The 25867-nt window shown below is 45.7% G+C and carries 26 protein-coding genes; 19 read left to right on the top strand and 7 right to left on the bottom strand.

Translation table 11 applies throughout. From position 1 onward, the window contains the following. Positions 1-3: 3 nt before the first annotated feature. A complete protein-coding gene (locus tag QUB04_RS20305) occupies positions 4-1065 on the bottom strand; it encodes a mannose-1-phosphate guanylyltransferase (RefSeq protein ID WP_333202590.1) in 1062 nt (353 codons plus the stop codon). Between the two features lie 218 nt (positions 1066-1283). Continuing rightward, the gene (locus QUB04_RS20300) at positions 1284-1895 is read right to left on the bottom strand and encodes a thylakoid membrane photosystem I accumulation factor (RefSeq protein ID WP_333202592.1); all 612 of its coding nucleotides are present in this window, start codon (positions 1893-1895) and stop codon (positions 1284-1286) included. 322 nt (positions 1896-2217) lie between these two features. Here QUB04_RS20300 and QUB04_RS20295 point away from each other — a divergent pair, with 322 nt between their 5' ends. The 6 genes from QUB04_RS20295 to psbM all read left to right on the top strand — a co-directional run bounded on the left by QUB04_RS20295 (position 2218) and on the right by psbM (position 8412). Next, positions 2218-3120: an undecaprenyl-diphosphate phosphatase gene (locus QUB04_RS20295; RefSeq protein ID WP_333202593.1), complete on the top strand. Its 903-nt coding sequence runs from the start codon at positions 2218-2220 to the stop codon at positions 3118-3120. 680 nt (positions 3121-3800) lie between these two features. Then, a complete protein-coding gene (locus QUB04_RS20290; protein ID WP_333202595.1) occupies positions 3801-4022 on the top strand; it encodes a hypothetical protein in 222 nt (73 codons plus the stop codon). A gap of 161 nt (positions 4023-4183) precedes the next feature. Beyond that, positions 4184-5569: a TIGR03279 family radical SAM protein gene (locus QUB04_RS20285; RefSeq protein ID WP_333287081.1), complete on the top strand. Its 1386-nt coding sequence runs from the start codon at positions 4184-4186 to the stop codon at positions 5567-5569. 141 nt (positions 5570-5710) lie between these two features. Continuing rightward, complete coding sequence (locus QUB04_RS20280; protein WP_333287079.1) at positions 5711-7558, top strand: TolC family protein; 1848 nt, start codon at positions 5711-5713, stop codon at positions 7556-7558. Between the two features lie 147 nt (positions 7559-7705). After that, positions 7706-8002, top strand: coding sequence for a 2Fe-2S iron-sulfur cluster-binding protein (locus tag QUB04_RS20275; RefSeq protein ID WP_006631487.1), 297 nt, complete (start codon positions 7706-7708; stop codon positions 8000-8002). 296 nt (positions 8003-8298) lie between these two features. Further along, complete coding sequence (gene psbM, locus QUB04_RS20270) at positions 8299-8412, top strand: photosystem II reaction center protein PsbM (protein WP_015177760.1); 114 nt, start codon at positions 8299-8301, stop codon at positions 8410-8412. Positions 8413-8532: 120 nt separating this feature from the next. Here psbM and QUB04_RS20265 read toward each other — a convergent pair whose 3' ends face one another. Then, positions 8533-9384, bottom strand: coding sequence for a universal stress protein (locus QUB04_RS20265; protein ID WP_333287077.1), 852 nt, complete (start codon positions 9382-9384; stop codon positions 8533-8535). A 141-nt stretch (positions 9385-9525) separates the two neighbouring features. Here QUB04_RS20265 and QUB04_RS20260 point away from each other — a divergent pair, with 141 nt between their 5' ends. From QUB04_RS20260 to QUB04_RS20240, 5 genes are all read left to right on the top strand, one after another. Further along, positions 9526-10026 carry a thioesterase family protein gene (locus tag QUB04_RS20260; RefSeq protein WP_333287075.1) on the top strand — a complete coding sequence of 167 codons (501 nt, stop codon included), beginning with the start codon at positions 9526-9528 and terminating at the stop codon, positions 10024-10026. A gap of 227 nt (positions 10027-10253) precedes the next feature. Beyond that, a complete protein-coding gene (locus tag QUB04_RS20255; RefSeq protein ID WP_333287073.1) occupies positions 10254-11315 on the top strand; it encodes a DMT family transporter in 1062 nt (353 codons plus the stop codon). 22 nt (positions 11316-11337) lie between these two features. Next, a complete protein-coding gene (locus QUB04_RS20250; RefSeq protein ID WP_333287071.1) occupies positions 11338-12513 on the top strand; it encodes an ATP-grasp domain-containing protein in 1176 nt (391 codons plus the stop codon). Between the two features lie 335 nt (positions 12514-12848). Further along, positions 12849-15980, top strand: a complete 3132-nt coding sequence (locus QUB04_RS20245; RefSeq protein WP_333287069.1) for a right-handed parallel beta-helix repeat-containing protein — start codon at positions 12849-12851, stop codon at positions 15978-15980. Between the two features lie 42 nt (positions 15981-16022). Continuing rightward, a complete protein-coding gene (locus QUB04_RS20240; protein ID WP_333287067.1) occupies positions 16023-16184 on the top strand; it encodes a hypothetical protein in 162 nt (53 codons plus the stop codon). On the opposite strand, the gene QUB04_RS20235 is transcribed toward QUB04_RS20240, so the two are convergent. Genes QUB04_RS20235 through QUB04_RS20225 form a run of 3 tightly spaced genes read right to left on the bottom strand, consistent with a single transcriptional unit; the run spans position 16173 to position 18564 of the window. Then, entirely contained in the window at positions 16173-17129 is a 957-nt protein-coding gene (locus QUB04_RS20235; protein ID WP_333287065.1) for a DUF6282 family protein, read from the bottom strand. The genes QUB04_RS20240 and QUB04_RS20235 overlap by 12 nt on opposite strands. Positions 17130-17188: 59 nt before the next feature. Then, positions 17189-18103: an alpha/beta hydrolase gene (locus QUB04_RS20230; protein WP_333287063.1), complete on the bottom strand. Its 915-nt coding sequence runs from the start codon at positions 18101-18103 to the stop codon at positions 17189-17191. A gap of 14 nt (positions 18104-18117) precedes the next feature. Beyond that, on the bottom strand, positions 18118-18564 hold the full coding sequence (locus QUB04_RS20225) for a SufE family protein (RefSeq protein WP_333287061.1): 447 nt from the start codon (positions 18562-18564) through the stop codon (positions 18118-18120). Between the two features lie 196 nt (positions 18565-18760). Between QUB04_RS20225 and QUB04_RS20220 the strand changes: the two genes are divergently transcribed. The 5 genes from QUB04_RS20220 (at position 18761) to QUB04_RS20200 (ending at position 22161) form a co-directional block, all read left to right on the top strand. Continuing rightward, entirely contained in the window at positions 18761-19759 is a 999-nt protein-coding gene (locus QUB04_RS20220) for an iron ABC transporter permease (RefSeq protein WP_333287059.1), read from the top strand. A gap of 104 nt (positions 19760-19863) precedes the next feature. Continuing rightward, the gene (locus QUB04_RS20215; RefSeq protein ID WP_333287057.1) at positions 19864-20649 is read left to right on the top strand and encodes an ABC transporter ATP-binding protein; all 786 of its coding nucleotides are present in this window, start codon (positions 19864-19866) and stop codon (positions 20647-20649) included. 279 nt (positions 20650-20928) lie between these two features. Beyond that, positions 20929-21054, top strand: a complete 126-nt coding sequence (locus QUB04_RS20210; protein WP_333287055.1) for a hypothetical protein — start codon at positions 20929-20931, stop codon at positions 21052-21054. Between the two features lie 14 nt (positions 21055-21068). Beyond that, complete coding sequence (locus QUB04_RS20205; protein ID WP_333287053.1) at positions 21069-21974, top strand: ABC transporter substrate-binding protein; 906 nt, start codon at positions 21069-21071, stop codon at positions 21972-21974. 34 nt (positions 21975-22008) lie between these two features. After that, complete coding sequence (locus tag QUB04_RS20200) at positions 22009-22161, top strand: hypothetical protein (RefSeq protein WP_333287051.1); 153 nt, start codon at positions 22009-22011, stop codon at positions 22159-22161. Positions 22162-22195: 34 nt separating this feature from the next. On the opposite strand, the gene QUB04_RS20195 is transcribed toward QUB04_RS20200, so the two are convergent. Next, positions 22196-22558: a hypothetical protein gene (locus QUB04_RS20195; RefSeq protein ID WP_333287049.1), complete on the bottom strand. Its 363-nt coding sequence runs from the start codon at positions 22556-22558 to the stop codon at positions 22196-22198. A 325-nt stretch (positions 22559-22883) separates the two neighbouring features. Between QUB04_RS20195 and QUB04_RS20190 the strand changes: the two genes are divergently transcribed. From QUB04_RS20190 to QUB04_RS20180, 3 genes are all read left to right on the top strand, one after another. Beyond that, positions 22884-23615, top strand: coding sequence for a response regulator (locus tag QUB04_RS20190; protein ID WP_333287047.1), 732 nt, complete (start codon positions 22884-22886; stop codon positions 23613-23615). A 6-nt stretch (positions 23616-23621) separates the two neighbouring features. Continuing rightward, a complete protein-coding gene (locus tag QUB04_RS20185) occupies positions 23622-24221 on the top strand; it encodes an adenylate/guanylate cyclase domain-containing protein (protein WP_333287045.1) in 600 nt (199 codons plus the stop codon). Between the two features lie 319 nt (positions 24222-24540). After that, entirely contained in the window at positions 24541-25476 is a 936-nt protein-coding gene (locus tag QUB04_RS20180) for a fused MFS/spermidine synthase (RefSeq protein WP_333287042.1), read from the top strand. Positions 25477-25867 lie beyond the last annotated feature (391 nt).

Genomic DNA, 25867 nt, shown 5'->3' with positions numbered 1-25867 from the left:
CTATCACAGCAAATCTTTCAATTTATCATCTTCTCCCAACACCTTGATTACCTGTTTAATCTCCTGCGTCCTGTCCTTTTTCACAATCAAAGTCACATTGCCATCTCTGACAACTACCACATCTTCTAAACCAATGGTGACAATCACCTCATTCTCATCGGCTGCATAAAAAATGCCACCTTTCGTATCAATTCCGACGTGTTTTGCTAACTCCACATTCGGCTTGTCTCCTTGCAGCAAACGACCGATCGCATTCCAATCTCCCAAATCGTCCCAGCTAAAGCCCACCGGCAGAACACAAGCCTTTTGCGTCTTCTCCATCAAAGCGTAATCGATGCTAATTTTGGGTAATTCCGAGTATGCCTGCGCGCCTTTTGCTTCCAAAGCTGCCATCATTTCCGGTACATGATTTCGCAATTCTGTCAAGACTGTTCCGACTCGAAATACAAAAATTCCGCCGTTCCAACTAAACTTGCCGCTGGCTACAAATTCTTCAGCAGTTGTGCGATCGGGCTTTTCCGTAAACCTCGCCACCCGATAGGCCGGAAAACCCCCAAAACTGCCAATTTCTTCACCTTGTTCGATGTAGCCGTAACCAGTGGAAGCATAACTCGGTTTTACTCCCAAAGTGGCGATCGCATCTTGATTTTTCGCCAACTCCGCCGCCGCCTCCAAAGTCTTGACAAACTCCTCGGGTTCCCCAATCCAGTGATCCGCCGGGAAAAAACCCACCACCGCATCCTCACCGTAACGCTTCGCAGTTTCTATAGCAGTCCAGGCCACCGCCGGCGCAGTATCCCGGCCCTCCGGTTCCGCCAGCAAATTCTCCGGCGGTAACAGCGGCAACTGTTCGCGGACTCCCGCAGCCAACATTTCCGACGTTACCACCCACAAATCGTCCCAGCCGTTACCTAATTCCAAAAGTCTTTCCGCAGTAGCCTGCAGTAAACTCTTGCCGCTACCGTCGAGACTCAAAAACTGCTTGGGCCGCTGCTTGCGACTCAGCGGCCAAAAACGTTCGCCTTTACCACCGGCCAGAATCACAGGAATTAAGGTTCTACTCATCGTTTAAAGTTTAAATAGTTCACGTCCATTTTGCCCTGAGACCCGATATGGTGTTTGTAAAGAATTACTGAGGCAGAATGATGATTGACTGTTGACTGTTGACTGTATCACCCTAAATGTAGGGCGCGCATTGGGTACCTTACCCAATATAGAACAAAAAAACTCTCGTTAAGGAATCCTTGAAAATTGCTATAGCGACTAGCAATTACCATTACCTATTACTTCGACAATTCGACGTTAAGTTCGTTCACGACACGGCGTTTGAGCGGGATTGATTTTTCTCGGGGCAGCAAGTCAAATACTTTCCGAAAAGCATCATCTACCTGTTCAAAGGGTATTTGTCCTTTCTCATTAAAAACTACTTTTCCCGATTGGTCGAGGATGACAGTTTGAGGTACGAAACCTTCGTAATAATGGCTGGGTTCGGTGATTTCGGGTGACTGTTGCGGAGGCAAAGAGTCAATTGTTATGGGCATAAAATCGGCTTCGCGCCCGTAAAATTCCTGGAGTTGAGAGACGACGATCGCGTATTGCTTGGAGTCGCTGCTGTCGTCAGTGTAAAACACTAACAATACGGGTTTATTGCGTTTGAAAGAATCTGTGAGTTTGACTTTAGGAGGAACTAGGGAACCGTTGCCGGCGTAGAGGGCAAAAATTGTACCGTCATAGCGATCGTCTGTGAGAGTGGCGAAGGCTGGTGGGGTGCCGGTTAGCAGTATCAAGCTAAGTGCGATCGCCACTGTTACAAGACTCGCTGACAACATTCGCCTCAGCCAGCGGATGCCAGAAGCAGCAGTAACACTTGAATTTTTGTTTTCAGGAAATATCATAGGTTATTGGCAGTTGCTGTAAGGAAAGCGAAATCAGATGCAAAAACTTTCCTAAGTTTATCAGCAAAATGTAGGCAAATGTTGTTGAGTAGGTTAAAGTAGTTTCGACTCGATGATCATAAATTGCTGATAGTGGCGATCTACAAGGCGATTCTACAGACCGAAGATCACTATTTGCGATCGGCTTTTCAGGGGCGGACTGGAACAGTCCGCGCCACAATAAAATTTATTTGTGGTGGGGTGGGCTTCTAGCTTCCCAGAAGGGTGCAAGATATTAAATTCAACTGATTACTAGAAACTGACAACTGGGAATTTACAACTAATGATAGCTTTGCTTGACGCACTCCTCGCCCAAACGCCGGCTGCTGATGTTTCCGGGCCGGCTCAAATCAATCTGGTGCAGGCCCTTGTTTTAGGAATTGTACAAGGATTAACAGAGTTTTTGCCCATTAGCAGCAGCGCTCATTTAAAGGTAGTGCCGATCGCCCTGGGATGGGGCGATCCGGGGGTTGCTTATACTGCTGTTATTCAGTTGGGCAGTATTGTGGCAGTGCTTTGGTATTTCTGGAAAGACTTGACAAATATAACTGTTGGTGCTGTAGATGCAGTGGTGCGGCGCGACTACAAATCGCAAGAGTTTCAAATAGCGCTGGGAATTGTTTTGGGAACAATACCTATACTCTTTTTTGGGCTGCTAATCAAGGCATTGGTTCCAGATTTTGACAACTCCCCGCTGAGAAGTTTGGCCAGCATCGCCATTGCTTCGATCGTCATGTCGCTACTGTTAGCAATAGCAGAAAAAACTGGCAAGCGCCATCGCACTTATGAAAAGTTAACTGTCTCAGACGGCATTTTTATGGGATTAGCTCAAGCAATAGCCTTGATTCCGGGGTGTTCGCGATCGGGTTCTACCCTAACAGCAGGATTGTTTATAGGATTAGAAAGACCCGCGGCCGCGCGGTTTTCTTTTTTATTGGGAATTCCGGCAATTACTCTGGCTGGATTAGTGGAATTGAAGGGTGCTTTGGGAGAAGGAATCAGCGATGCTGGAGTTGCAGCTTTGATAGTGGGAACGATTTCGGCATTTGTGTTTTCTTATTTGTCGATCGCGTGGCTGCTCAAGTTCCTGCAAACTCAAAATACCTGGGTGTTTGTGTGGTATCGGCTGGCTTTTGGTGTGGCGATTTTAACGGCGATCGCAGGTGGGGCAGTGAAAAATGCGTAGGTTGTTATAATTACAAGGACAGGCAAGATGCCTGTTCCACCAAAACAAGAACAGGCAAGATGCCTGTTCCACAAAGAGTAAATTTTCTTGTGGAACGGGCCGAAGAGCCCGTTCATAAAAAGCTTATTAATAGCTGACAAGCTGTTAGCTTTTAACTCAAAGTGAGCGTCGCCGTGAAGGATGTAGAATGCTCGAAGATAGCGAGCGACAAAATGCACAATTAGCGCTAATTAGGCTGGTTACTGCTGCTAGTATTGGTGTAGCGATGTCCTTCTTTATCGCTCCCGGAATTCTGGGAACAATAGTATCAGATTGAAAACAGGTTTTCCGTTCAGAATCCCAGTGCTAATATATGGAAGAGTATCGCAAAAAAAGCGATTATTTCCCGCACTGCTGGGTTGACAAAAGAGCGGTGTTGTGCTGGCAGAAACAACTAAGCCTGTCAGGAACCCGTCAAAATTTTGAGTTTCATAAATACATATTTTTGATACATCCTCTCACAGCCAAGCTAAATTCACAACCCAGAACTTATCCTGATTCTAAAGGCGATCGACCTTAGCAAACTATGTCAATACCGAAAAAAGGAACCAGAAAAATAATTGTTGATGGGGAGCCTTTCATCTGGCTAATCCGAAGACAAGCTACTAATATGCAAGCAGACTACGGTTGCGGAAATCTTCATGTTGCTGTCCAACACGCTGAAGAACCGGGCGGGCGTGTTAGTTATTCTCACCCATCGACCTCATCCTCAAGGTTTAAGTCCCGCTAACGAAGTGAAACCAGTAACACCCTGTGATGCAACACAATGGATACGGCAAGCAGTGCAACTTGGATGGCAGCCTCAGCTACCTGGAATAACTTTTGAGGTGCGGATTGCAGGACTGTTTATGGAAAAAATATAATAATGCTGTATATTTAGCAACCCGACAAGTCAATTCTGTTAAAGACAATTCACTCGCCTAGACTGGCAGAAGCGATCGGGCGATCGCTTCTGTCAGCCTAGACAAGTTAAACTGTAAACATTCTCCGCTAACAAATAACAAATAACAAATAACTAATAATCATGAGCGACTTATCAATCCGGCCCGCCCTAATCACCAAAGTTATCCCTGACAGCATCTGCGCCGAAATGGGATTTGAACCAGGAGACTCAATCGTCGCCGTCAACGGTCAAAAACCCCGCGACTTGATTGACTATCAATTCCTGTGCGCCGATGAATTTCTAGAATTAGAAGTATTAGACACTAAAGGCAAAACTCACAAATTAGAAATAGAAAAAGAGTATGATGAAGACTTGGGAGTGGAATTTGAAACAGCTCTTTTTGACGGACTAATTCAGTGCAACAATCGCTGTCCTTTTTGCTTTATAGACCAACAACCACCGGGAAAGCGGGAAACTCTCTATCTCAAAGATGATGACTACCGCCTCAGCTTTCTGTATGGTAGCTATCTCACTCTCACAAATTTGTCTCAAAAAGAGTGGGACAGAATCGAACAAATGCGGCTTTCTCCTCTCTATGTTTCCGTTCACGCTACGGAACCGGAAGTGCGAATTCGGTTGTTAAAAAATCTCCGCGCTGGGAAGATTCTCGAACAAATCAAATGGTTTCAAGAACGCCGCTTGCAAATTCACGCTCAAGTAGTTGTTTGTCCCGGTATTAATGATGGCGAACATTTAGAACGCACTTTGTTAGATTTGGCAAAGTTTCATACTGGAAGTATTCCCGCTGTAGCATCCGTGGCTGTAGTGCCGGTGGGTTTAACTCGCTTTCGTCCTGCCGAAGATGAACTGATCGCAGTAACTGCGGAAAAAGCGCGAGAAGTAATCGAGCAAGTGCAGAAAATTCAAGTGCTTTTGAGTAAAGGAAAAGGTGGTCAAAAGGCGAAAAAGCAGAATTCAAAATCGCGCTGTATTTGGCTGGCTGACGAGTGGTTTTTAATCGCGGGTTTAGATTTGCCGTCGGCTGCTGATTACGAAGATTATCCCCAAATTGGTAATGGTGTGGGTTCTATCCGCCAGTTTATCCAGCAGTTTGAAACGGCTTTTGAGAAGCTGCAACCGATGCAAGTCGAGCCAGATCGCAAGTTAGTTTGGGTGGTGGGGAATGCTGTCGAAAAAGCTTTTGAGCCGATCGTACAACAACTAAACCAAATTCCCGGCTTGTCCGTCAACATGGCAGCACTGTGCAGCCGCTACTGGGGACAAACTATCACTGTCACGGGTTTGCTGACGGGGCAAGATTTACTCGAAGCTTTGCAGGGGCGAGACTTGGGAGATGGTATCCTGCTGCCGTCGGTGATGCTAAAACAGGGGGAACCGCGTTTTCTCGACGACATGACCCTCGAACAGCTCGCCAGCTCGCTGAAAACCCGGATTTTGCCGGTGAGCGGAGTAGAGGAACTAATCTCGGCGGCGATCGGTCTGGCAACTGCGGAAGTTAAATTCTAAATTTTGAATCGAACATTCAAAAGTTAAGATGAGTATGGTAATTGTGACTTGTAACCGTCGAGTTCAGGCTACAGACTAGAAACTTGAGACCTCAATCTTGCTCTAAAATTGTCTCTAGGATTGCAGAGTAATTAAAAAATTATGCGTGTTTTTCGTCAAATCATCGGAGTCGGAGTGGGCGCTGCAATTACTTTCAGCAACGCCGCACAGAGTGCTTCAGCACAGTCTCCGGCTCAATCTCAGGACAGTTTGGCCCCTAGCAATCAGCTCGTCGAATTAGGGCCGAATATTCGATCGACCTCGAACACAGCAGCAGAATCAGCATCACACGCCGAACAGTCGATCGCCCTTAACCCCCCAACCGGGCCCGAGCAAGCATCAAAGCCTCAACAGGCTGCTCCGGCTTCCCCATCAACTCTGTCTCAGGCCGGTTCAACGCCTCTAAGAGGGTTGGAACCGACACAGACTCAGCAGCCTTCCCCGAACCCTCCCAACAATGTTCCTGTGCCGAGTTCCCCGGTACCAATTCTCCGGGGCACTCCGAACGAAAGTTTCCCCCCTCTCCCTCCGAGGGGCATTTTAGACACCAAGCCTCCGGCTTCCCTGGAACCCAACCCGAATCCGCTGCTGTTTCCGACAAACCCGGAGGATGTCAGGATCGAGCAAACTGAGCCAATTACCTTGCAGCAGGCGATCGACCTCGCGCGCCGCAACAGCCAAGTTTTGCAAATCGCCGGACAGGAAGTGGAACAAAGCAGATCCGCTTTGCGCGAACAGCAAGCTGCTCTTTATCCAGACCTGAATTTTCAAATGGACGCCAGCCGGTCTGTGACTGCCGGCGGAGAACTCGGAGTCCGGGCTCAGCAGCGCTTCAACAACTCTCGGGCTAACGGAACCGGGCAGCCCGCCGAGCAAGCCCGGGAAAATTTAGGCAGCAACAGTCTCAACAGCACTTTGCAGTTGAACTATGACATCGATTTGTTCGGAAGGCGGCGGGCTAACATCCGCGCGGCAGAGGAACAGTTGCGCCTTCGGGAATTGGATGTGGAACGCCAAGCCGAGGAACTGCGCTTCGACACTGCTGAGGCTTACTACACCTTGCAAAACGCGGACGGACAAGTTGCCATCCGCCAAGCTTCGGTCAGAAATGCCGAGCAAAGTTTGCGGGATGCCGAAGCCCTGGAACGGGCAGGGGTCGGAACCCGGTTTGCTGTGTTGCAGGCTCAGGCAAATTTGGCTAACGAACAGCAACAACTGTCACTGGCCCGCCGCGATCAGCGAGTTGCCCAGCGGCGTCTGGCTGAGATTTTGAATGTCAGCCAGTCGGCGAACTTGACGGCGGCAGATCCGGTAGAGCAAGCGGGCTCTTGGAGGCTGTCTTTGGAAGAGAGTATTGTGCAGGCTTTTAAGAATCGCCCAGAGTTGGAACAGCAGTTGGTGCAGAGGGATATCAGCAAGCAGCAGAGGCGATCGATTCAGGCGGGGCGTTTGCCTCAACTGAGTGTTGGGGGTAGTTACAACGTGCTGGGACAAGACCCTGACGACCCCAACCCGTTTGCTACTCGTGGGTGGGCCGATGGGTATTCGATCCGGGCGAGTCTGACTTGGAGTATCTTCGATGGGGGCGCGGCGAACGCGAGGGTGAGACAGCGGGATGCTGATATTGCGATCGCCGAAAGTCGATTTGACCAACTCCGCAACCAGGTGCGCCGGGAAGTAGAACAAGCTTATTTTGGCTTAGAGTCGAGTTTTGAGAATATCGAAACTTCAGAGGCGGGGGTTTTGCAGTCAAGGGAAGCTCTGCGTCTGGCGAGACTGCGGTTTCAAGCTGGCGTGGGTACTCAGACGGATGTGATTCAGGCGGAAACTGATTTGACTAGGGCTGAGAGAAACCGATTGTCGGCAATTGTCACCTACAACCTGGGGCTTTCGTCTCTCCAGCGGGCTGTGAGCAATCTTCCGACTAATAACCTCTCGGATGCTCCTTGAGATTGAGTTGGGGCGATTCCCTACGGGAGAGCTACGCTTCAGGATCTTTAATCACAAAGGCAATTAGACATCGGGGTATTAAACGTCCGACACATTAGTTAATATTTTGTAATAGAGTTCGATGTCAACTGCGTTAAGGAATCGGCAATGGCCAATATCAAGTTTGTGAAGGAAAATCAGGAAGTCATCGCAGCAGACGGGGCCAATTTGAGGCTCAAAGCTCTAGAAAACCGCATCGATTTGTACACGTTTTCGGGAAAGCTCATGAATTGCGGGGGCATTGGTCAATGCGGCACCTGCATTGTGGAAATTGTCGAGGGCAGTGAAAATCTGTCGCCCCGCACTGACTTTGAGAACCGCAAGCTCAAGAAAAAGCCCGAAAACTATCGGTTGGCTTGTCAAGCTATGGTCAATGGCCAGGTGAGCGTGAAGACTAAACCGTGACTTTCAGAAGGCAGAAGGCTAGAGATGCTAGAGATGCAGAAGGAAAGAAAAATGCAGAATGCAATAATTTTGTTTTTTTTTCCTATTTCACTGTATAATCACGCCTTTTGCTCGCCTAGGAAAAGAAAGTTGGTTTCTAGGAAAAATAAGAGATTGGGCAACGAGGCATCCAGGCAGAAAGCGGGTTTCGACGCTTGTCCGTCAGCTCTTCTTCTGTCTTCGAGTTTGCCTTTTGCCTTTGAGTGATATCCTAGTTGTGTGTGTTTTTCTATTTTCCGATAGAGGCGAGCGTCTTCATGGAAGTTAACGATTTAGGGTTTGTGGCAACCATTCTTTTTGTATTGGTTCCCAGTGTTTTTCTAATCATTCTGTACATTCAAACAGCTAGCCGTCAAGGTAGAAAAGATTAGCAACTGCTGCTATTTCTCTCTGGCTTTGCTGCTTGCAAAAAAAAGCGCCAACAGCTTTTTGCTGAGGCGCTTTTTTTGTTAAATGTTGAGTGTTAGCTGCTAACTCTTAACGATGAGATTCTAGCCGACTGTGCGGGCTAGCAAGACGGGACAGTTGGCATAAACTCGCACGTAGTCTGATAGCGAATTTCCTAGGAGTCGATCGATATCCACAAAGTTTTTGGCAACGTTGGGTCGCCGATCCGGGGAACCGATTACCAACAAGTCGGCATTCAAGTCGTCTGCAATCCGACAAATTTCTTCCCCTGGCTTGCCTGTAGCACTCACGCAGCGGTAGCTAACTCCCATTTGTTTGGTTAGTGCTACTGCTGGGGCCAATACGGGGTCTTTTTCAGCACTTGCTGTTAAATCTTCGCTGGCTTTTCCCGTCAAATCTTTGGTGACGTGTACTAAAATTATCTCTCCGCCACTGACTTCTTTGACCAAAGATAGCGCAAGCTGCAATGACTGTTTGGCAGCTTCTGATTTGTCTACCGCCACCATGACGCGCTTGATTTTTTTGACGTAGATGTCGTCTTTTACTAACAACATCGGTCGGGATGTTAGCTGAAAAACGTACTGGCTGACTGAGTTTTCCAAAATCGATTGCAGCCGTCCGAGTCCCCGCGAACCCATGATTACTAAGTCGGATTGTTCTTCTTCTGCGACTTGGCAAACTGTTGTTTTGGGATCTCCCTGTTTGAGCCGAGGATTAACTCTGCTGGGATCTATTTTCAAAGACTGGACTGCTTGTGCTAAAATCTTTCCTCCTTCTTCCAATTTCTCGGCCATGCCATCGGAGGTTACTTGCGGTGGCACGACGTGCAAGACGGTGACAGATGTTTGTTGCAAGGAAGGGATGTCCATCAACATATTAAACATCTCTTCGCACAAGCCGCGACCGGCTACGGCTACTAAAATTTTTTCTATCATGGTTTTGGCGGTAAAAACAGTTGAGTTTTCTTGTGCGACGTTAAACTAGGGCGTTGGTACTCTAGTTTCTTACTGTCAAGCATAAGCCTGAAGTTTGTCTTATGATTTGTAGAAATGTAGCGTTTTGGAACGATTTGTAAAGTGTTAGAGAACGATCGAACTCAACCAGAACTCGCACCGGCTGGTGCTATTCAAAATCGGCGCGGGATAGACTCTGAGGGCTGGTTTGAATATTTGGTGCGAGTGTACCCTCATCATACTGACTACAGCGGTGTGGTTTGGCACGGGACTTATCTGGCTTGGATGGAGGAAGCTAGGGTGGAAAGTTTGCGATCTCTTGGCATCGAGTATGCAGACTGGGTGGCGCAGGGTTTGGAATTGCCCGTGGTGGAACTTTCGCTGCGCTACCACCGGGCTGTACAAATGGGTCAATCTGTGGCAGTCAGAACGCGGATGGCTGCTAGCGAGGGTGTGCGACTGCTTTGGGATTACGAAATTCGATCGGCTGATACTCAGGAGTTATATGTGACAGCACAGGTAACTTTGGTTGGTGTCGATCGTGACAAGAACAAGATTATCCGGCAATTGCCGCCGGCGCTAAAGGAGGCTTTGACAAGGCTTTCTGTTAAACCTTCAACCTAAGCTGTTGTTAACTATCAATTCTCGCCTCGTCTTGCAACAATGATGAGTGTGGGTTTGTTTACTGAAAGACTGTTTGTAAGGTGCGTCGCTCAAAGATTGTGGATATTATTTAATATTTTTGATGGCGACGCACCCTACAGATACTGTTGCATGACTTTTGATAATTAGTATAATTATAAATTATACCTTCTGCTTTCTCTGTTTTGCCTTCATTGGAACTTTTAATAATGTCAAAAAAACTGGAATTGCCAGAGCCAAATATTGAACTTCAGCGCAATATTTTGGAAAAAACCGAGTTAAACTCTGCCTTAAGAACTGAAGACAAAACTCTTGTTTCGGGAAAGCCAGACAGTTTAAAAAACGGTGAATTAGCTGACAGTCAAGGCAAAATTTGGGCGATCGCATCGCTGTCGGCGGCGCTGCTAGCGGTGTCGCTGGCTGCGATTTTTATTAGGTTGAGCGAACGGGAAATCAGCCCTAATGCTACTGTTTTCAACCGTTTGTGGATAGCAACTGTGGTATTTGGAGTGTGGAATGGTGCGGGTGTTGCGCGCCGCCGAATGTCTGGGGCGGAAGTAGAAGAGCGATCGAACTACACTCTGCAGGATGTGATGCTGTTAATAGCCGTAGGCGTTGTTTCTTCTGCTTCTGTGGGTTTCTGGGCCTGGTCACTGAGTCAGACTAATGTCGCTAATTCTACTGTACTGCGAAACTTAACTCCTTTATTTACTACTTTGGGGGGATGGCTGCTGTTGGGGCGACGCTTTGACAACAGGTTTTTGGTGGGACTGGCGGTGGCTTTGTCCGGCGCAATTGCGATCGGAATCGACGATTTGCAAACTGCGGGAGACAATCTTGCCGGCGACATGGCTGCTCTTTTATCGGCGATGTTTTATGCAGGAAATCTGCTAATTTCAGAACATTTGCGAACCAAGTTTCCGGCGACAACTATATTGATGTGGCGCTGTTTTATGGGCAGTATCTTGGTTTTGCCACTGGTTCTGCTTGCGGGCGATCGAGTTTTCCCTTATTCTTGGCAGGGATGGCTGACTGTAATTGCTTTGGCCGTGATTTGCCAAGCTTTCGGTCAGGGACTACTTATCCACAGTCTCGGTCGTTTGTCATCGGAATTTGTAGCTTTTTTCCTGCTGCTAGAACCCGTAATTACCGCTATTATGGCTTGGGTGCTGTTTTCGGAAAGTTTGAGCTTGTTTAATTGGTTTGCTTTTTCTGTGGTTTTGGCTGGAATATATTTGGGAAAATCCAGCGGTTCGTTAGCTCAAAAATGAAACACAAAGGAAAAAAAGCTTAATGATTGCAACATCAATTGGCATGAATCGCTGGCAGTATGACTTTAGTTTGCTGCCTCAATATTTGGAGGTGCTGTTTGCTAAATTGCGGATTGCTGTGGTGTTCGGCGGCGACTGCGATCGCCCCGGCTCAGTGATTTACAAAACTCACAATCCCCGCTCTTGGAAAAGTTACGAAGTAGTCGCCCGCGAGATTGCTCAAGCCTTAGCAGAAATTGGCTTTCAGCAAGTCTTTGTCATGCCTGATGACATGAATTTGCCGGGACAACTAAAACAAAAAAATATCCATTTAGTGTGGCTGAATACTGGCGGAGTCCAGGGCTACAATCCTGTTTGTCACACTCCCGCATTGTTGGAAATGTTGGGAATGCCTTATGTCGGTCACAATCCTCTAAATAGTTCAATTTTAGATAACAAACACGCTTTTAAACGGGAACTGCAATCAGTCGGAATTAAAACCGCTCCGTTTATGACTTGGCATCCTTCTCAAGGAATATTGCACCCTAATTTGCATCAGCGTTTTGCCATTGCTTTTGGTGACTATCAAGGGCCGTTTGTTGTTAAACCCGTATCCGGTCGCGCTTCGCTGCACGTTCATTTTGTAGACAAAATTGAGGGTTTGTCTCAGGCGGTTTCGGAAGTTCACCGCTCCACTCACAATACTGCTTTAATTGAAAAGTATTTGCCGGGACGAGAATTTTGTGTAGCGGTTTGTGGCTATGTTAAATATGCTAAAGGCGGTTTCTCAAAAAATACAAAGCCTTTTGCTTTTTCCACGATAGAGCGCGTGTTGGAGCCTGACGAACGTATCTTTACTTCTATGGATCAAAAGGCGATTACGGCAGATAGAGGACGGTTGATGGGCGGTGAGGAACCAGAACTAAAACAAAACTTAATTGAGTTAGCTCGAAAAATTTATTGGGAGTTTAGTTTGAACAGTTTGGTGCGGATCGATGTCCGAAGTGATGCTGATGGCTCACTTTATGTTTTGGAAGCAAATCCGAAACCGGATCTGAAACATCCAGGGGAAAATGTGACGAGTTTGGTAGCTTTAGGTTTGGCGGAATACGGGATGAGCTATAACGATTTAATTTTTAGTTTACTGGCGGATAGGTTGGATTATTTGTTGACTCAGCATATCGAAATTATTCCTCATATTGTGGATTTGCTTCATTAATCGGACTTGCAGGGTGCGCTGCACCTTACCTGTAACCAAAAGGGATTTGTAAAGAAATATAAATTATCGATCCAAGTGAACACAGGCTGGCAAGTTGTGATAGTTTTGAGTAATATCAATTCCGGTGGCACTCCTCATGACAGTTGACAGTTGACAGTTGACAGTTGACAGTTGACAGTTGACTCGCAGTCGTAAAACTGAATGCTTGAGTGTTAACTGTTGACTCGATTTTATTATTCCGATGCAACCGGAAACGATATAAGATAGCGATTGGTAGATGTCCATTTTTGGGTCGGCCTCAAAATAACTCAATTGATATTAATTAGATAAAACAAATGCAAGCATTACTTTTATTCATAGGATTTGGAGGCGGGGCATTAGTCTGCTGGCTAATTTTGAATAAGCGAAATTCACGCAATTTGGTGCGGATGCAGGGTTCGCAGGAGGCTATATCGAATTTGGCTGCTCAGTTGGATGCCAGAACTTCGGAATTGCGACAAAAGGTGCAGAATGAAAATCAGCTAAATTCTGAATTGTCTCAGTTGCAAAGTCGGTGGGAAACTGTGACTCGCGAGCAAGAAGTGTTAAAAAATCAAGTGTCGGAAATGGAAGAATTTTTGGCAGGAATTGCCCAGGATCGATCGCAAATTGATGCTCTGATTGCGGATTTGCAGTTTCAACTAGAAAATGCTCAACAAGCTGAGTCGCAGTTAGGAGAAGTGGCCGAACTTAAAGATCAGTTAGAAGTTGCGGATCAGGAGCGATCGCAACTTAACGCTCAATTGCTGGAAATGCAAGCAGAGTTAGAGGCGGTTGATGCAGAACGTTCTCAATTTCACGCTTTGCTGTCGGAATTTGAGAGTCAGTTGGAAACGGCTACTCAAAGCAGATTGCAGGTACAGTACCAGTTGTCGGAAATTCAAATAAAGTTCGATCGCTCCATTGAAGAGCGGCAGCAACTTCAGTCTCAACTGTCGGGTTTGCAAGCTCAACTGCAATTAGTCGAAGCAGAGCGATCGCAATTTACTTCGGAATTGTCAGATATACAAGCTCAATTGGAGAGTGCAGAGCAAGAACGCGAAATACTCAACTCTCAATTGCAAACCGCTAGCCAACAAGCACAGCAACCTCCATTTGAATTATTAGAACTGCAAAGACAGTTAGAAGCAGCTAATCTGGAGAAGATGCAGTTAAACTCTCAAGTTCATGAACTACAAATTCAATCCGAAATGGTTGCTCTAGAGCGAGAAAGACTGCTGTCTGAGTTGTCAGAATTGGAGTCTCAGATACATCGCAAGGAGGGAGATAGCTCGCAACTCCAGTCTCAGTTATCAGAACTGCAAGCTGAATTAGAAACTGCTAACACAGAACGCTCGCACCTTTATTCTCAACTGTCGGAATTGCAAAGTCAAATCGAGACAGCCAACCAGATCCCAACTCAACTTCAATCTCAAATTTCGGAGTTAGAACACCAGTTAGAAAGTGTGCGTCAAACTCGCTCTGAATTAGAAGTTCAGCTAGAAACTGCTAACACAGAACGATCGCAACTTTATTCTCAACTCTCGGAAATTCAAAGTCAAACCGAGACAGCAAACCAGAATCAAACTCAACTTCAATCTCAAATCTCCGAGTTAGAACACCAGTTAGAAACTGTGCGTCAAAATCGCTCTGAATTGGAAGCTCAACTCACTTCTCAAATTTCCCAATTGCAAAGTCAAACCGAGACAGCAAACCAGAATCAAAATCAACTTCAATCTCAAATCTCCGAGTTAGAACAACAGTTAGAAAGTGTGCGTCAAAGTCGCGCTGAATTGGAATCTCAGCTCACTTCTCAAATCTCGGAATCCCAAAGTCAAATCGAGACGGCAAATCAGAATCAAACTCAACTTCAATCTCAAGTATCGGACTTAGAAAATCAGCTAAATAGCCTGCGTCAAACTCGCTCTGAATTAGAAGTTCAGCTAGAAACAGCTAACACCGAACGCTCGCAACTTTATTCTCAACTCTCGGAATTCCAAAGTCAAACCGAGACAGCAAACCAGAATCAAAATCAACTTCAATCTCAAATCTTTGAGTTAGAAAATCAGTTAGGAGATGTGCGTCAAAGTCGCACTGAATTGGAATCTCAGCTAACTTCTCAAATCTCCCAATTGCAAAGTCAAACCGAGACAGCCAACCAGAATCAAAATCAACTTCAATCTCAAGTATCCGACTTAGAAGCTCAGCTAGAAAGTGTGCGTCAAAGTCGCTCTGAATTGGAATCTCAGCTAACTTCTCAACTCTCCCAATTGCAAAGTCAAATCGAGACAGCCAATCAGAATCAAAATCAACTTCTATCTCAAGTATCCGACTTAGAAAGTCAGTTAGAAAGTGTGCGTCAAAGTCGCACTGAATTGGAATCTCAGCTAACTTCTCAAATCTCCCAATTGCAAAGTCAAATCGAGACAGCTAATCAAAATCAAAATCAACTTCTATCTCAAGTATCCGACTTAGAAAGTCAGTTAGAAAGTGTGCGTCAAAGTCGCTCTGAATTGGAATCTCAGCTAGAAACTGCTAACAGAGAACGATCGCACCTTTATTCTCAACTCTCGGAAACTCAAAGTCAAATCGAGACAGCAAAGCAGAATCAAGCTCAACTTCTATCTCAAGTATGCGAGTTAGAACATCAGCTAGAGACAGTTTATCAAGAACGCTTGCAGCTAACATCGCAACTTTCCGAAGCGGGCGATCGACAATCTGAGCATTTTGAGTCGAAGTCAGGGAAGATTAAAGCATCTACTTCAGATACCAAAGTTGGGAAGAGTCAAGGATTTGTTGTTTCTCAGCAGGGTCAAGGCGATTATACTACTATTAGCGAAGCGCTGAAAAATGCAGCACCGGGCACGCGCATTGACGTGCATCCAGGCGTTTACCGTGAAAGTCTAATTATCGACAAATCGGTAGAAATTATCGGCAGCGGAGAGGTCGATCGCATTGTGGTTGAAAGTATCAACTCAAACTGCATTAAAATGGCAACTGACAGTGCTTTAGTGCGCGGTTTAACCCTGAGCGCCACTGGGAAATATTACACTGTAGATATTCGCAAAGGCGAGTTGATCGTAGAAGACAGCGATATTACTTCTGCGGACTATTCTGTGGTGGGAATTTGCGGCCCCGACGCAAATTCTATCCTCCGCCGCAGTCAAATTCATGATGGGGTATGGAACGGAATTTTTATATCCGATAATGGGAAAGCAACGGTGGAAGATTGCAGTATTTTTGACAACGGCAGTTTGGGAATAGGTGTCGGATTGGGAGGAAAATTGATCGTGCGCCGGTGTCGGATTAATGGTAATGAAGGTGAGGCGATCGCCGTTTACACAGATGGCATTGCTACCGTGGAAGATTGCGATTTAACGGGCAATGCTGGGGGTGCTTGGCGCATTGCAGATAACGGATACCTGCGCGGCAAAGGCAATCAAGAATAGAAGAAGGAAGTTCGGCAACGGATTATGTAACGGATGTAACGGATGTCAGGAAGAGGGAAGAAGGCAGAAGGCAGAAGGCAGAAGGCAGAAGGCAGAAGGAAGAGGGAAGGAGGAAGAAGGAAGAGGGAAGAGAATTCCAAATTAGCGATTCCCAATCCCCGATTCCCAATACCCAATTACCAATTACCAATTCTAAATGCCTAACAATCGAGCTGGATTGTGTTTCATCATTAAATCAATTTCGCGCTGAGAAATGCCTTCGCCCATCAATTTTTCCACAAATAACTTGTAGCCTTCTGCAGGTAAAGGATCGGGTTTCCTTCCTAAATCCGTGCTCATCAGAAAATGCTCTGCTCCTATTAGTTTAATCGCTTCTGCCATCTTCTTAATTGAAACTTGATGCCAGTTTTTGTGTCCGTCATCGGCGGCATTTTCTCCCATCAAATCGTTCACAAATGCGAGTTCTAAGAAAGCTCCGGCTGCGGCGGCTGTTTGCATATTTTCTAGGGATAAACCGGGTACATCCGCCATTGCGTGGGTAATCAGGATGTTTTTAATGTTGAGCAGGTTGGCTTCACCGACAACTGCCATCACTTCTTCTGAGGAAATATGACCGGTTTCCAATACCAAATTCTCTTTGGCTACAATCTTCAACACCGCTGCTGTTTCCGGTAAAACCTTGCCATTTTCCGCAACTTTAATCCCAATTCCCGGCTTGTGAAAAACCTGCAAGTGATGCTCAGCATCAACCGTTGGTAGCCACACTACTTTACCGTATTTGCCACCGATGCGGTGCATTGCGTCTACAGCGTCGGGATTAATTCCGCCTACCGAATGATTGAGAACAACTCCTCCGAAAACTTCGATTTCTGGTACTATTTTATTAGCCAAAACTGCCCGCGCTGCTGTGCTGGCATAATGATTTTTCAAGACAACAGCTTTCATCTTCGCCCTAGCAGCTAATTTCGCTACTTCAAAATCGTCTAATCTGCGGGGAATCACATCAGGAGAAGAATGAATGTGAAAGTCGATCGCACCTTCAATCGTACTCTGTGGCAAATTGATTATCGGCGAATCTCCGACAGCATAAACTGGCAGACAAAACCAATAGCAAACCATCCAAACTAACGTAAAAAAAACAGCTTGCATTCCTCCCCTCTTCCCTTCTCCCCTCTGCGTTCTCTGCGCCCTCTGCGGTTCATCCCCTCTTAATCCTCCCAAATAAAAGATTGAATCGCATTTGCCAAAGCTTCTGCATTCTCTTCGTGCATACCCAAAGAACCAGGAATAACTCGCGATTCAACACCCGGTAATTCCGTTAGTGCTTCCATTTCAGCCTTTGATTTGGGCGGCGCATTTTCAGCAATTACAACCATCACCGGCACTGCTAACTGTTGAAATTTATCTGTAAATTCCGATCGCACTTTTGCCGTATCTAAACCACCAGTCACAAAGGCCGCGGAACCGTATCGAGCACCGGGTTTTTGCGTCACTTGCCATTTGCTTTGGATGAAATCCGGCGTGACTTTAGCTGGATCAACATAGACGTGGCGGCGGTACATCAAACTGAGAAATGACGGCGCAGTGTTGAGTTTGTATAGGAATTGTCCCAGTAAGGGCGATCGTACTAATTCTCTCACCATTCCGTGCCACCCGCTTTGCTGTTTGCTCATCGTCGGCAAAGGCCCGCGCCAAGTCGGCGCAGCTAAGACAATCTTTGACCAAACATTGGGCTGTGATTGGGCTAATTGCATCACATAACCCGCCGCGTGACCGGCTGCAACTACAGCCACAGGACTCTTAAAAATTGACTCAACAAAATCCTTGAGAAATTGATGGTATAATTGCGGTTGATAGTCGGTTCGCGGCCGCTCAGATTCGCCAAATCCCGGCCAATCTAAGCTCACAACTTGAAATTGGGGAGCTAATAATTCTGCTAAAGGACGCATTTCTTCTCGCGTCGAAACCGTACTGAAAGCAGGCAGCAGCAATACAGGATTTCCCTGTCCTCTGGTTTCGTAAATAACTTTGATTTGCGTTTCTTGCCAATTCCAGAGATATTGTTGAACTGCGACGGGATAGTTGCCAGAACCTGATTTTGTTAAATTTGTAGTTTGAGTCATGGCTGTTTATTCTTTTAATTTCCTTCGGCTTGCTTGCTCAATTCACAAGCAAGTGCTTTATTTTTCATCATTTGAAAGATGTTGTAAAATCCGTTAGCGCGGGAAGGTGTCAGACTCACATTCAATCCCGTGTCTTGAATAAAATCTGGGGTAATGGTGACAATTTCAGCAGGCGTTAATCCGCTCAAACCTTCCACCAGCAAGCCAACTAATCCTTTGACTAACTGAGCGTCTGAATCGCCTTGATACAAAACTTTTCCGTCTGCCAAATTTGCAGTAACATAAACTTGCGACGCGCAGCCAGAAACTTTGTTTTCCGGCAGTTTGTCGCTTTCGGGAAATGCTGGAAGTCGCTTGGCATACCACAGCAGTTGTTCGTAGCGCTGTTTCGGATCGGAATGTCGCTGAAAGCGCTGGACGATTTTAGCTAGGGCTGCGGGTAGCGCGGTGTTTGCGGACATGATTCACTCGTAGCAGTTTACTTCGTTAATATTATACATTTAATTTTGGCGGCGGGTGCGATCGCCTGCTCATCTGCTCCCACTGAAGCCGTCTTCAGGTGAATTGGTTATTGTTATTGTAGTTAACGAGTTCGAGCGTTAAAAACGGAGGAAATATGGTATTTCGTGCTGTTAATGAAGATTGTGGTGTAATGTAGTGACTCTGCAAAAACTCTGGCTACAACATCGCATTTTTCCGGCAGTTGTCTTTTTAGGATTGGGTTTGCTATTAACCATCGCCCTTTCGCTTTCTTTTGGTGCGGTGCCGATGAGTTCAGATCAATTGTGGCAAGCATTTCTGCACCGAGGTGATGCTGTCAATCAAACTATTTTGTGGGAATTGCGTTTGCCCAGAGTTGCGGCGGCGCTGACAGTTGGTGCGGCTTTAGGAATGTCGGGGGCTTTGCTGCAAGGTTTGCTCCGCAATGGTTTAGCAGATCCTTTTGTATTAGGAATTTCTGCTGGTGCGGGGTTGGTTGCGATTACCATGCTGACTTTGGGAATATTTCAAACTTGGGTGCCTTTGGCGGCTTGGATAGGTGCTATTTTCACTTCGATGCTGGTCTACTTTTTGGGAAAAACTAAAACGGGGATTTCTGTGGAACGTTTGGTTTTAGCTGGTGTGGCTGTGAGTTCTCTGTTTGGGGCAATACAAACTACACTGCTGCTGTTAGCTGAAGACAGCCGTTTGCAAGCTGCTTTGAATTGGTTGATCGGCAGTTTGAACGGTCGCGGTTGGTCTGATTTGCAGGTGGCTGCACCTTATATTTTAACTGCTTTGCTGTTAGGATGTTTTTTGGGTCGATCGATAAATTTGCTGGCTTTGGGCGACGATTTAGCTGTTGGTTTGGGGGTTTCGCTGGTGCGATCGCGCTTGTTGATTGGGGGTGTTGCTACTTTGCTAGCTGCGAGTGCTGTCAGCATCGGGGGATTGATTGGTTTTGTGGGATTGGTTGTGCCTCACGGGGTGCGTTTGTTGGTTGGTAATGATTATCGGTTTGTGTTGCCGCTGAGTGCGATCGGCGGTGCTTGGGTGTTGACTTTTGCTGATTTTTTGGCTCGTTTGGGTGCCGTAGAATTGCCTGTGGGTACGGTTACGGCTTTGTTGGGTTCTCCGCTGTTTGTCTGGCTGCTTTATCGGCGTTCTAGTCAGTAGTCATTAGTCATTAGTTATTAGTCATCAGTCATTAGTTATTAGTAACCAATGCCCAATGCCCCATGCCCCATGCCCCATGCCCAATTACCCATTACCAAAATATAATGTCTTTAGAAATTCAAAATTTAACTGGGGGTTACGGCGAAGTTGCGATCGCCCACAACATCACTTTAGCTTTACAACCTGGTGAGTGGTTGAGTCTCATCGGTGCCAACGGTTCTGGTAAGTCTACTTTCTTGAAGTTAGTTAGCCGCATCCTAACTCCGCAGCAAGGAAGTGTGTTGCTTGATGGCAAAGCAATTCATACTCAATCTGCTGCTGTTGTCGCTCAAAAATTAGCGATTTTGCCGCAGCAGCAAACAGTACCCGAAGGTTTGACGGTACGGCAATTAGTTAGTTTGGGGCGTTCTCCTCATCAGGGTTGGTGGCAGTGGGAATTGAGCAAGGAAGATGCAGAAAAGGTGGAGGTTGCTATCAGTCAAACTGGGATTGAGCAATTTCGCGATCGCCCTGTCGAACAACTCTCAGGAGGCGAACGCCAGCGCGCTTTCCTCGCCTTAGCTTTGGCTCAAAATCCGCAAGTATTGTTATTAGATGAACCTACTACTTATTTAGATATTTGCTATCAGTTGCAATTGTTAGAACTGCTGAATCAACTTAATCAAAAACAAAAATTGACGATTATTACGGTGCTGCATGAAATTAATTTAGCTGCTAGGTACAGTTCGCGGATTGCTATGTTAAATAAAGGGGAGCTTTTTTGTGTAGGAACTCCGGCCGAAGTTTTAACTCCTGATAATTTAGCTCAGATTTTTGGCGTAGAAGCTATCATTTTAGAAACTTCTGTAGGCTTGCAGATTTGTGCGATCGCTCCCACTCTTCACACTTAGTTTCGATCCCCCTAAATCCCCCTTAAGAAGGGGAGTAGGGGTTGACTTTAAGAATAATCTTGTTCCCCCCTTATTAAGGGGGGCTAGGGGGGATCGATTCCTAATCTTGACGAAAATACCTCGTTGCAGCCCGCACCCAAGGTAAAAACCCGGTTTCTTTGGTCGCAGTGCGTCCAGGACTGCAAATATCCCGTAAACTATTGATATTTAAATCATTAAGCACTCAATTGCGATCGAACTTCCCGTCTGATCGTTTCCGGTTGCATCGGTATTGTTCAAATGTCCAAACAGTCAACAGTCAACAGTCAACAGTCAACAGTCAACAGTCAACAGTCAACAATCATTTTACTCGTGCGATCGAACTTCCCGTCAATTCTGTCTCAACCTGGTCTAAACTCGCTGTAACTCCCGCCTAAACTATGTACAAAACTTTTTTTTATCGTACCGCTATCCTGTTGCTGAGTTTAGCATTTACCGCCTGCTCCGCCGCCACTTCACCCCAAATTCAGCAATCAAATCCTGCTGGTTCGCCAGCTAATCAACCACAAACCACTAACAGCGAAGCAGCACAAAAAGTTGTAGCTTTAACACCTTTAACCGCCGATATTATCCATCAACTCGACCCAACCAAACTTGTAGGAATTCCCGGCAGCAAATTAGTCAGCAGCAACCCCAAATTTACAGGGATTACCGCAGTCACTGCCGAACGCACCCCTCCCAATTTGGAAAAAATCATCGCATTGAAACCGGATTTGGTGGTAGGTGCGTCGGGGTTTCATGACCAAACAATGCAAAAATTGCAGCAGCTAGGAATAAACACTTTACTCACTCAAGTTGATAGCTGGAACTCCCTAGAAGAGTTAACAACAACTTTAGCTAAATCGCTCAATACCAATCCCGAACCTCTGTTAAAACGCTACCAAACATTTTTAGCAGACATCCCAAATCAAAGCCCCGCTACTTTAGTTTTAGTAAGCAGACAACCGATTTTATCGCCGAATCAAAGCAGTTGGGCTGGAGATTTGCTGGGTAAGTTTAACGTGAAAAATGTCGCAGCCCAATTGCAAGGAGATAGCCCCATGCGAGGCTACGTAACGCTTTCAGCGGAAAAGGTTTTAGAGGCTAATCCCGAAGTAATCATTATAGTCGATCGCGGAGAAGGAATTTTAGACCAATTTAAATCTGATTCATTTTGGAACCAACTAACAGCCACCAAAAATAATCGAGTTTACGTTTTTGACTACTACGGATTGGTCAACCCAGGTAGTATCGAAAAAATTGAGCAAGCAACTGCTCAACTTAAACAAGTTCTAGCTAAAAAGTAGAGACCCGATTTATAGAGATAAAAAATCTCTATAAATGATGGAACAAATTGACTATAATTTCTCTAAAAGTGAGAAAGCTAAAGGCACTCAAAAGCGCGCACCATTGTCAGCAACAGGCAAGATGCCTGTTCCACAAAAGATAAATTTTCTTGTGGAACAGGCATCTTGCCTGTTCATAAAAGGTTAATTGACAATGATGCAACAGATAAGATCGATCGGCCTCAAGTCAGATCCAGAGGCGGCAAACCGCGCAACTGCCGCAGCGAGTTGATACACGCCTGGCAGTCGCAGCCAAACAGCGCCGCCGCCGCATCGCTTTCTTCTTCCGAAAAATCCAGCATCGCCACCCGTTCTTCACCCGGGCGCTGCCAAGTAATTCTCGGCTTAGAAGCCACAGCAGCAGACTTGCCAGGAAGCCGCACGCAAGTCAGACGCTGAGTGTGGGGCGAACGCACGCATTGGGGCGAATCAGCCGATTGGCTTGGTATTTCGCTAATTTGAGCGGGATTTGCGATCGCGCTCAAAGACATCAGAGATCCAAACAGCGTCGGACTTACAAGTAAAGTGAGGAGCAATCGATTCATTTGTCGTCCTTAAGAACTTCAACGTATACAGTAGCCGATTATCTGTTGCAATTCAACAAGGTTTTCGTCCGATATCAGTACGATTTGCCGTTATTAAGGCTTAAAAGCCCAATATTTGTCGCCCAAATATCGAATAATTTTCCGGGTATTAGCAACCAGCATTTTCGGATAAGTATCACCTTGGCTCCCCAGTTTAAGATTTGTTGCAATTTTAGTAAATTTAGCTTGCCAGTGATAACAAACTCTTCCAATGTGGGTAAACTGATTTCAGCAAGGGTTACTCGAAGCAGCGAACAAGTTTACCTCAAAAACCAGGTGGGGAGTGATGAGTACAGTTTTAGTGGTGGAAGATTCCCGCAGCCAGCGCGAGTGCATTTCACATCAGTTGAGATGCAGCGGATTGAATGTAATTCAGGCATCTGACGGTGTGGAAGCGCTGGATAAAATTGAAAAAAATTGCCCTGATTTAGTATTATTAGATGTCATAATGCCCCGTCTAGACGGCTACGGGGTTTGTCGTTTAATTAAAGCTAATCCCGAAACTCGGAATCTACCAGTTGTTTTTTTAACAGGCAAGGGACAGCAGTTAGCTTTATTTGCGAGGTTCCAGGGCGATCGCGCCGAGGCTTATGTTAGCAAACCTTGGCAGCCGAGGGAACTTTTGGCAACGATCAAAAAAGTTTTGCTCAATGCCACTATTAAGTTCGATCGAGCTTCTGCCGACGCTTGGACAGAATACGGAATTTTAAATTTAAGTACAGTCGAACTGTATCAAAGCCATGCCGATGCTTGGACAAAATACAGCGCCCAAATTATTAAATTGTACGATTCCAGCTTAGCAGCTTTCGAGCAAGCTTTGACAATTGAACCGAGCCACCCGAATGCAAACAAGTATCGCAACCGAGTCCAGACAATCCGGGCTATCTTGATGAAAAAATTAGAGCAAACTAAACCTTGCAAAGTGTGCGATTATTATTACGGCAAGGACGGCATCAATTGTGCGGTGCATCCTGCTGGCCGCCCTCAAGAACAGTGTCGCGATTGGGAATTTAATTAAACTAAAATGAAAACAAATAACCGCGCTAACTTGGAAAAGTTGCTGCAAGAAAGAAACGAGCATCCCGAAAGAATGGCGGAAATTGATGCAAAAATTAATGAATCTTTCCGCAAAAATTACGCCATTTTAGTAATGGATATGTCGGGGTTTTCGCGCACGACAGTCCGATACGGAATTATTCATTTTTTGGCAATGATTCACCGGATGCACGGAATTGTCAAACCGATAATTTCCGAATACGGTGGCACTGTAGTTAAGGAGGAAGCAGACAATATTTTTGCAGTTTTTGCCGATGTAAAATCAGCGGTGGAAGCTGCGATCGACTCTTTGAAACAAACGGCGGCTGTCAACACGACACTGCCGCCGGAGATGGATATTTACCTCTGCATTGGTATTGGCTGTGGTGATGTTTTGATGCTGGAAGGAGAAGATATGTACGGAGCGGAATTTAATCTGGCATCCAAGCTGGGAGAGGATTTGGCGGAACGCGGAGAGATTTTGCTTACCTCAGCAGCCTTTGAAAAGTTGGAAGGTGACAAGCAAGATTGGGAAAAAGTGGAACTTTCGATTTCAGGTTTGGAATTGGTGGCGTACAAGCGGCTGTAATCGGGTGAATTTCTGTTGTATTCTCGTTTTTTGCCCTGCTGCAAAATGAGAACATGACCCAGCCCAAAAACGGATACAAGCCACCGACTTAAGTTGTGGAAAGAGAAAAATTTTAGACCCTAGTTCAAGATCCCAGATTTATCTGTGGGGTAAATCTAAAATCTAAAATCTAAAATCTAAAATCGACTGACTTGCGCCAGCCTTCACTGGAAACCCGGTTTATTCGCAGAGTTTCGGCTACTCCGCTATTTGCGTACCAACCGGGTTTATGAGGCTATATTCCTAGAGAATATCGAATTAAAATAAAATTTAAAATTAGATGATTGAGGAACACAAAACTTGGCAATCTATTAATTTATCCGCTATTCGACAGCGGCTGGCTTGGCTGCAACAGCAGCCAGACAAAGTTATTTTTTGCAAAGAGTCTGGTGTTCACTATGTTGCAGTCACCAAAGATCGATCGCACATTAAGCTATCTTTAGTAGAAAAAGTAAATCAGCACACAGATTTACTGCAATCTATTTTCGATTTCAACAATCCTTTACATCTAGTGTCTGAATATACTCAGGCGATGATGTTGGGTTTAGTGTGGCAAAACCAACCTCAAAGAATCTATATGGCTGGATTTGGCGGCGGCAGAATTCCCTTAGTTTTGCACCACTATTTGCCGGACACTGTTATAGAATGTGCGGATGTAGACCCGATCGCGATCGAAGCAGCTACACAGTGTTTTGGGGTAAAATTGGACGATCGGCTAACTGTAACAATTCAAGACGGCAGAGAGTATTTAGAGCAGCAAAAATCAGATACTCAGTACGATATCATCATGATCGACGTAGCTTTTGGCAACGGCTACTTTCCGCACCGCCTATCCACCAAAGAATTTTATCAAATCTGCGAAAAACACTTGTCAAGCGAGGGAGTTGTGGTAGCAAATCTGCTGCACAGAGATCAGTTTTATGCCGAAAAAATCACGACTTTTCAAAGTGTGTTTTCTCAGGTGTGCGTCTGTGTTTGCCAGGAAAGTAATAGCATTTTGATTGGTAGCAACAGCCAGATTTTGGAGAAAGATGAGATTGTTGCTAAGGCAAAATATTTGCAAGATAGCCATCAATTTTCCTTTCCATTAACAGACAGGGCGCTTGAGGTAAAAGTAGGTAGAGAATTGGTGGAGGCTGTACCTAGTTTAGACAAAGCTCAAATTTTTCATGACGATTCGCCGCCCGCTGGTTATTTTGATTGCTGGTTATTCTGATATTTATAATAAGTCCCGGTTTACTCTTTGTGGAACAGGCATCTTGCCTGTTGCTGATAGGAAGTTTATCTCACCAGGGATTGAAAGAGACTATGGGATAAAATTGCCCTCAGAGTGCGATCGGATATAACCATCGACAATAGGGCAAATGAGGACACGGCATTGCCGTTTCCCTACCCCAACATAATCAATCTTCCTCAATAAGATATCTAACCATAGCCCGATTAATTGTAGGGAAACCGCACGGCGTCGTCTCCTGACTGTAGGTAATATCAATTCCGATGCCACCGGATTTGATATAATATCATGTCCGATGTGCGATTCGTTTAACCTAAATGGGTAGGTTCTCCTATCCAGGGACGGTTAGCCTGACTCCGAGGAGTTAGTGATA

The sequence above is a fragment of the Microcoleus sp. D2_18a_B4 genome, assembly GCF_036702475.1.
Taxonomy (GTDB): domain Bacteria; phylum Cyanobacteriota; class Cyanobacteriia; order Cyanobacteriales; family Microcoleaceae; genus Microcoleus.
Note: the sequence above shows the minus strand (reverse complement) of the source record. Positions and strands in the feature narration are given on the sequence as shown.

Coding starts and splice junctions, on each gene's coding strand:
- QUB04_RS20305 (WP_333202590.1), bottom strand. CDS start 1,065: ATGAGTAGAACCTTAATTCCTGTGATTCTGGCCGGTGGTAAAGGCGAA.
- QUB04_RS20300 (WP_333202592.1), bottom strand. CDS start 1,895: ATGATATTTCCTGAAAACAAAAATTCAAGTGTTACTGCTGCTTCTGGC.
- QUB04_RS20295 (WP_333202593.1), top strand. CDS start 2,218: ATGATAGCTTTGCTTGACGCACTCCTCGCCCAAACGCCGGCTGCTGAT.
- QUB04_RS20290 (WP_333202595.1), top strand. CDS start 3,801: ATGTTGCTGTCCAACACGCTGAAGAACCGGGCGGGCGTGTTAGTTATT.
- QUB04_RS20285 (WP_333287081.1), top strand. CDS start 4,184: ATGAGCGACTTATCAATCCGGCCCGCCCTAATCACCAAAGTTATCCCT.
- QUB04_RS20280 (WP_333287079.1), top strand. CDS start 5,711: ATGCGTGTTTTTCGTCAAATCATCGGAGTCGGAGTGGGCGCTGCAATT.
- QUB04_RS20275 (WP_006631487.1), top strand. CDS start 7,706: ATGGCCAATATCAAGTTTGTGAAGGAAAATCAGGAAGTCATCGCAGCA.
- psbM (WP_015177760.1), top strand. CDS start 8,299: ATGGAAGTTAACGATTTAGGGTTTGTGGCAACCATTCTTTTTGTATTG.
- QUB04_RS20265 (WP_333287077.1), bottom strand. CDS start 9,384: ATGATAGAAAAAATTTTAGTAGCCGTAGCCGGTCGCGGCTTGTGCGAA.
- QUB04_RS20255 (WP_333287073.1), top strand. CDS start 10,254: ATGTCAAAAAAACTGGAATTGCCAGAGCCAAATATTGAACTTCAGCGC.
- QUB04_RS20250 (WP_333287071.1), top strand. CDS start 11,338: ATGATTGCAACATCAATTGGCATGAATCGCTGGCAGTATGACTTTAGT.
- QUB04_RS20245 (WP_333287069.1), top strand. CDS start 12,849: ATGCAAGCATTACTTTTATTCATAGGATTTGGAGGCGGGGCATTAGTC.
- QUB04_RS20240 (WP_333287067.1), top strand. CDS start 16,023: ATGTCAGGAAGAGGGAAGAAGGCAGAAGGCAGAAGGCAGAAGGCAGAA.
- QUB04_RS20235 (WP_333287065.1), bottom strand. CDS start 17,129: ATGCAAGCTGTTTTTTTTACGTTAGTTTGGATGGTTTGCTATTGGTTT.
- QUB04_RS20230 (WP_333287063.1), bottom strand. CDS start 18,103: ATGACTCAAACTACAAATTTAACAAAATCAGGTTCTGGCAACTATCCC.
- QUB04_RS20225 (WP_333287061.1), bottom strand. CDS start 18,564: ATGTCCGCAAACACCGCGCTACCCGCAGCCCTAGCTAAAATCGTCCAG.
- QUB04_RS20215 (WP_333287057.1), top strand. CDS start 19,864: ATGTCTTTAGAAATTCAAAATTTAACTGGGGGTTACGGCGAAGTTGCG.
- QUB04_RS20210 (WP_333287055.1), top strand. CDS start 20,929: ATGTCCAAACAGTCAACAGTCAACAGTCAACAGTCAACAGTCAACAGT.
- QUB04_RS20205 (WP_333287053.1), top strand. CDS start 21,069: ATGTACAAAACTTTTTTTTATCGTACCGCTATCCTGTTGCTGAGTTTA.
- QUB04_RS20200 (WP_333287051.1), top strand. CDS start 22,009: ATGATGGAACAAATTGACTATAATTTCTCTAAAAGTGAGAAAGCTAAA.
- QUB04_RS20195 (WP_333287049.1), bottom strand. CDS start 22,558: ATGAATCGATTGCTCCTCACTTTACTTGTAAGTCCGACGCTGTTTGGA.
- QUB04_RS20190 (WP_333287047.1), top strand. CDS start 22,884: ATGAGTACAGTTTTAGTGGTGGAAGATTCCCGCAGCCAGCGCGAGTGC.
- QUB04_RS20185 (WP_333287045.1), top strand. CDS start 23,622: ATGAAAACAAATAACCGCGCTAACTTGGAAAAGTTGCTGCAAGAAAGA.
- QUB04_RS20180 (WP_333287042.1), top strand. CDS start 24,541: ATGATTGAGGAACACAAAACTTGGCAATCTATTAATTTATCCGCTATT.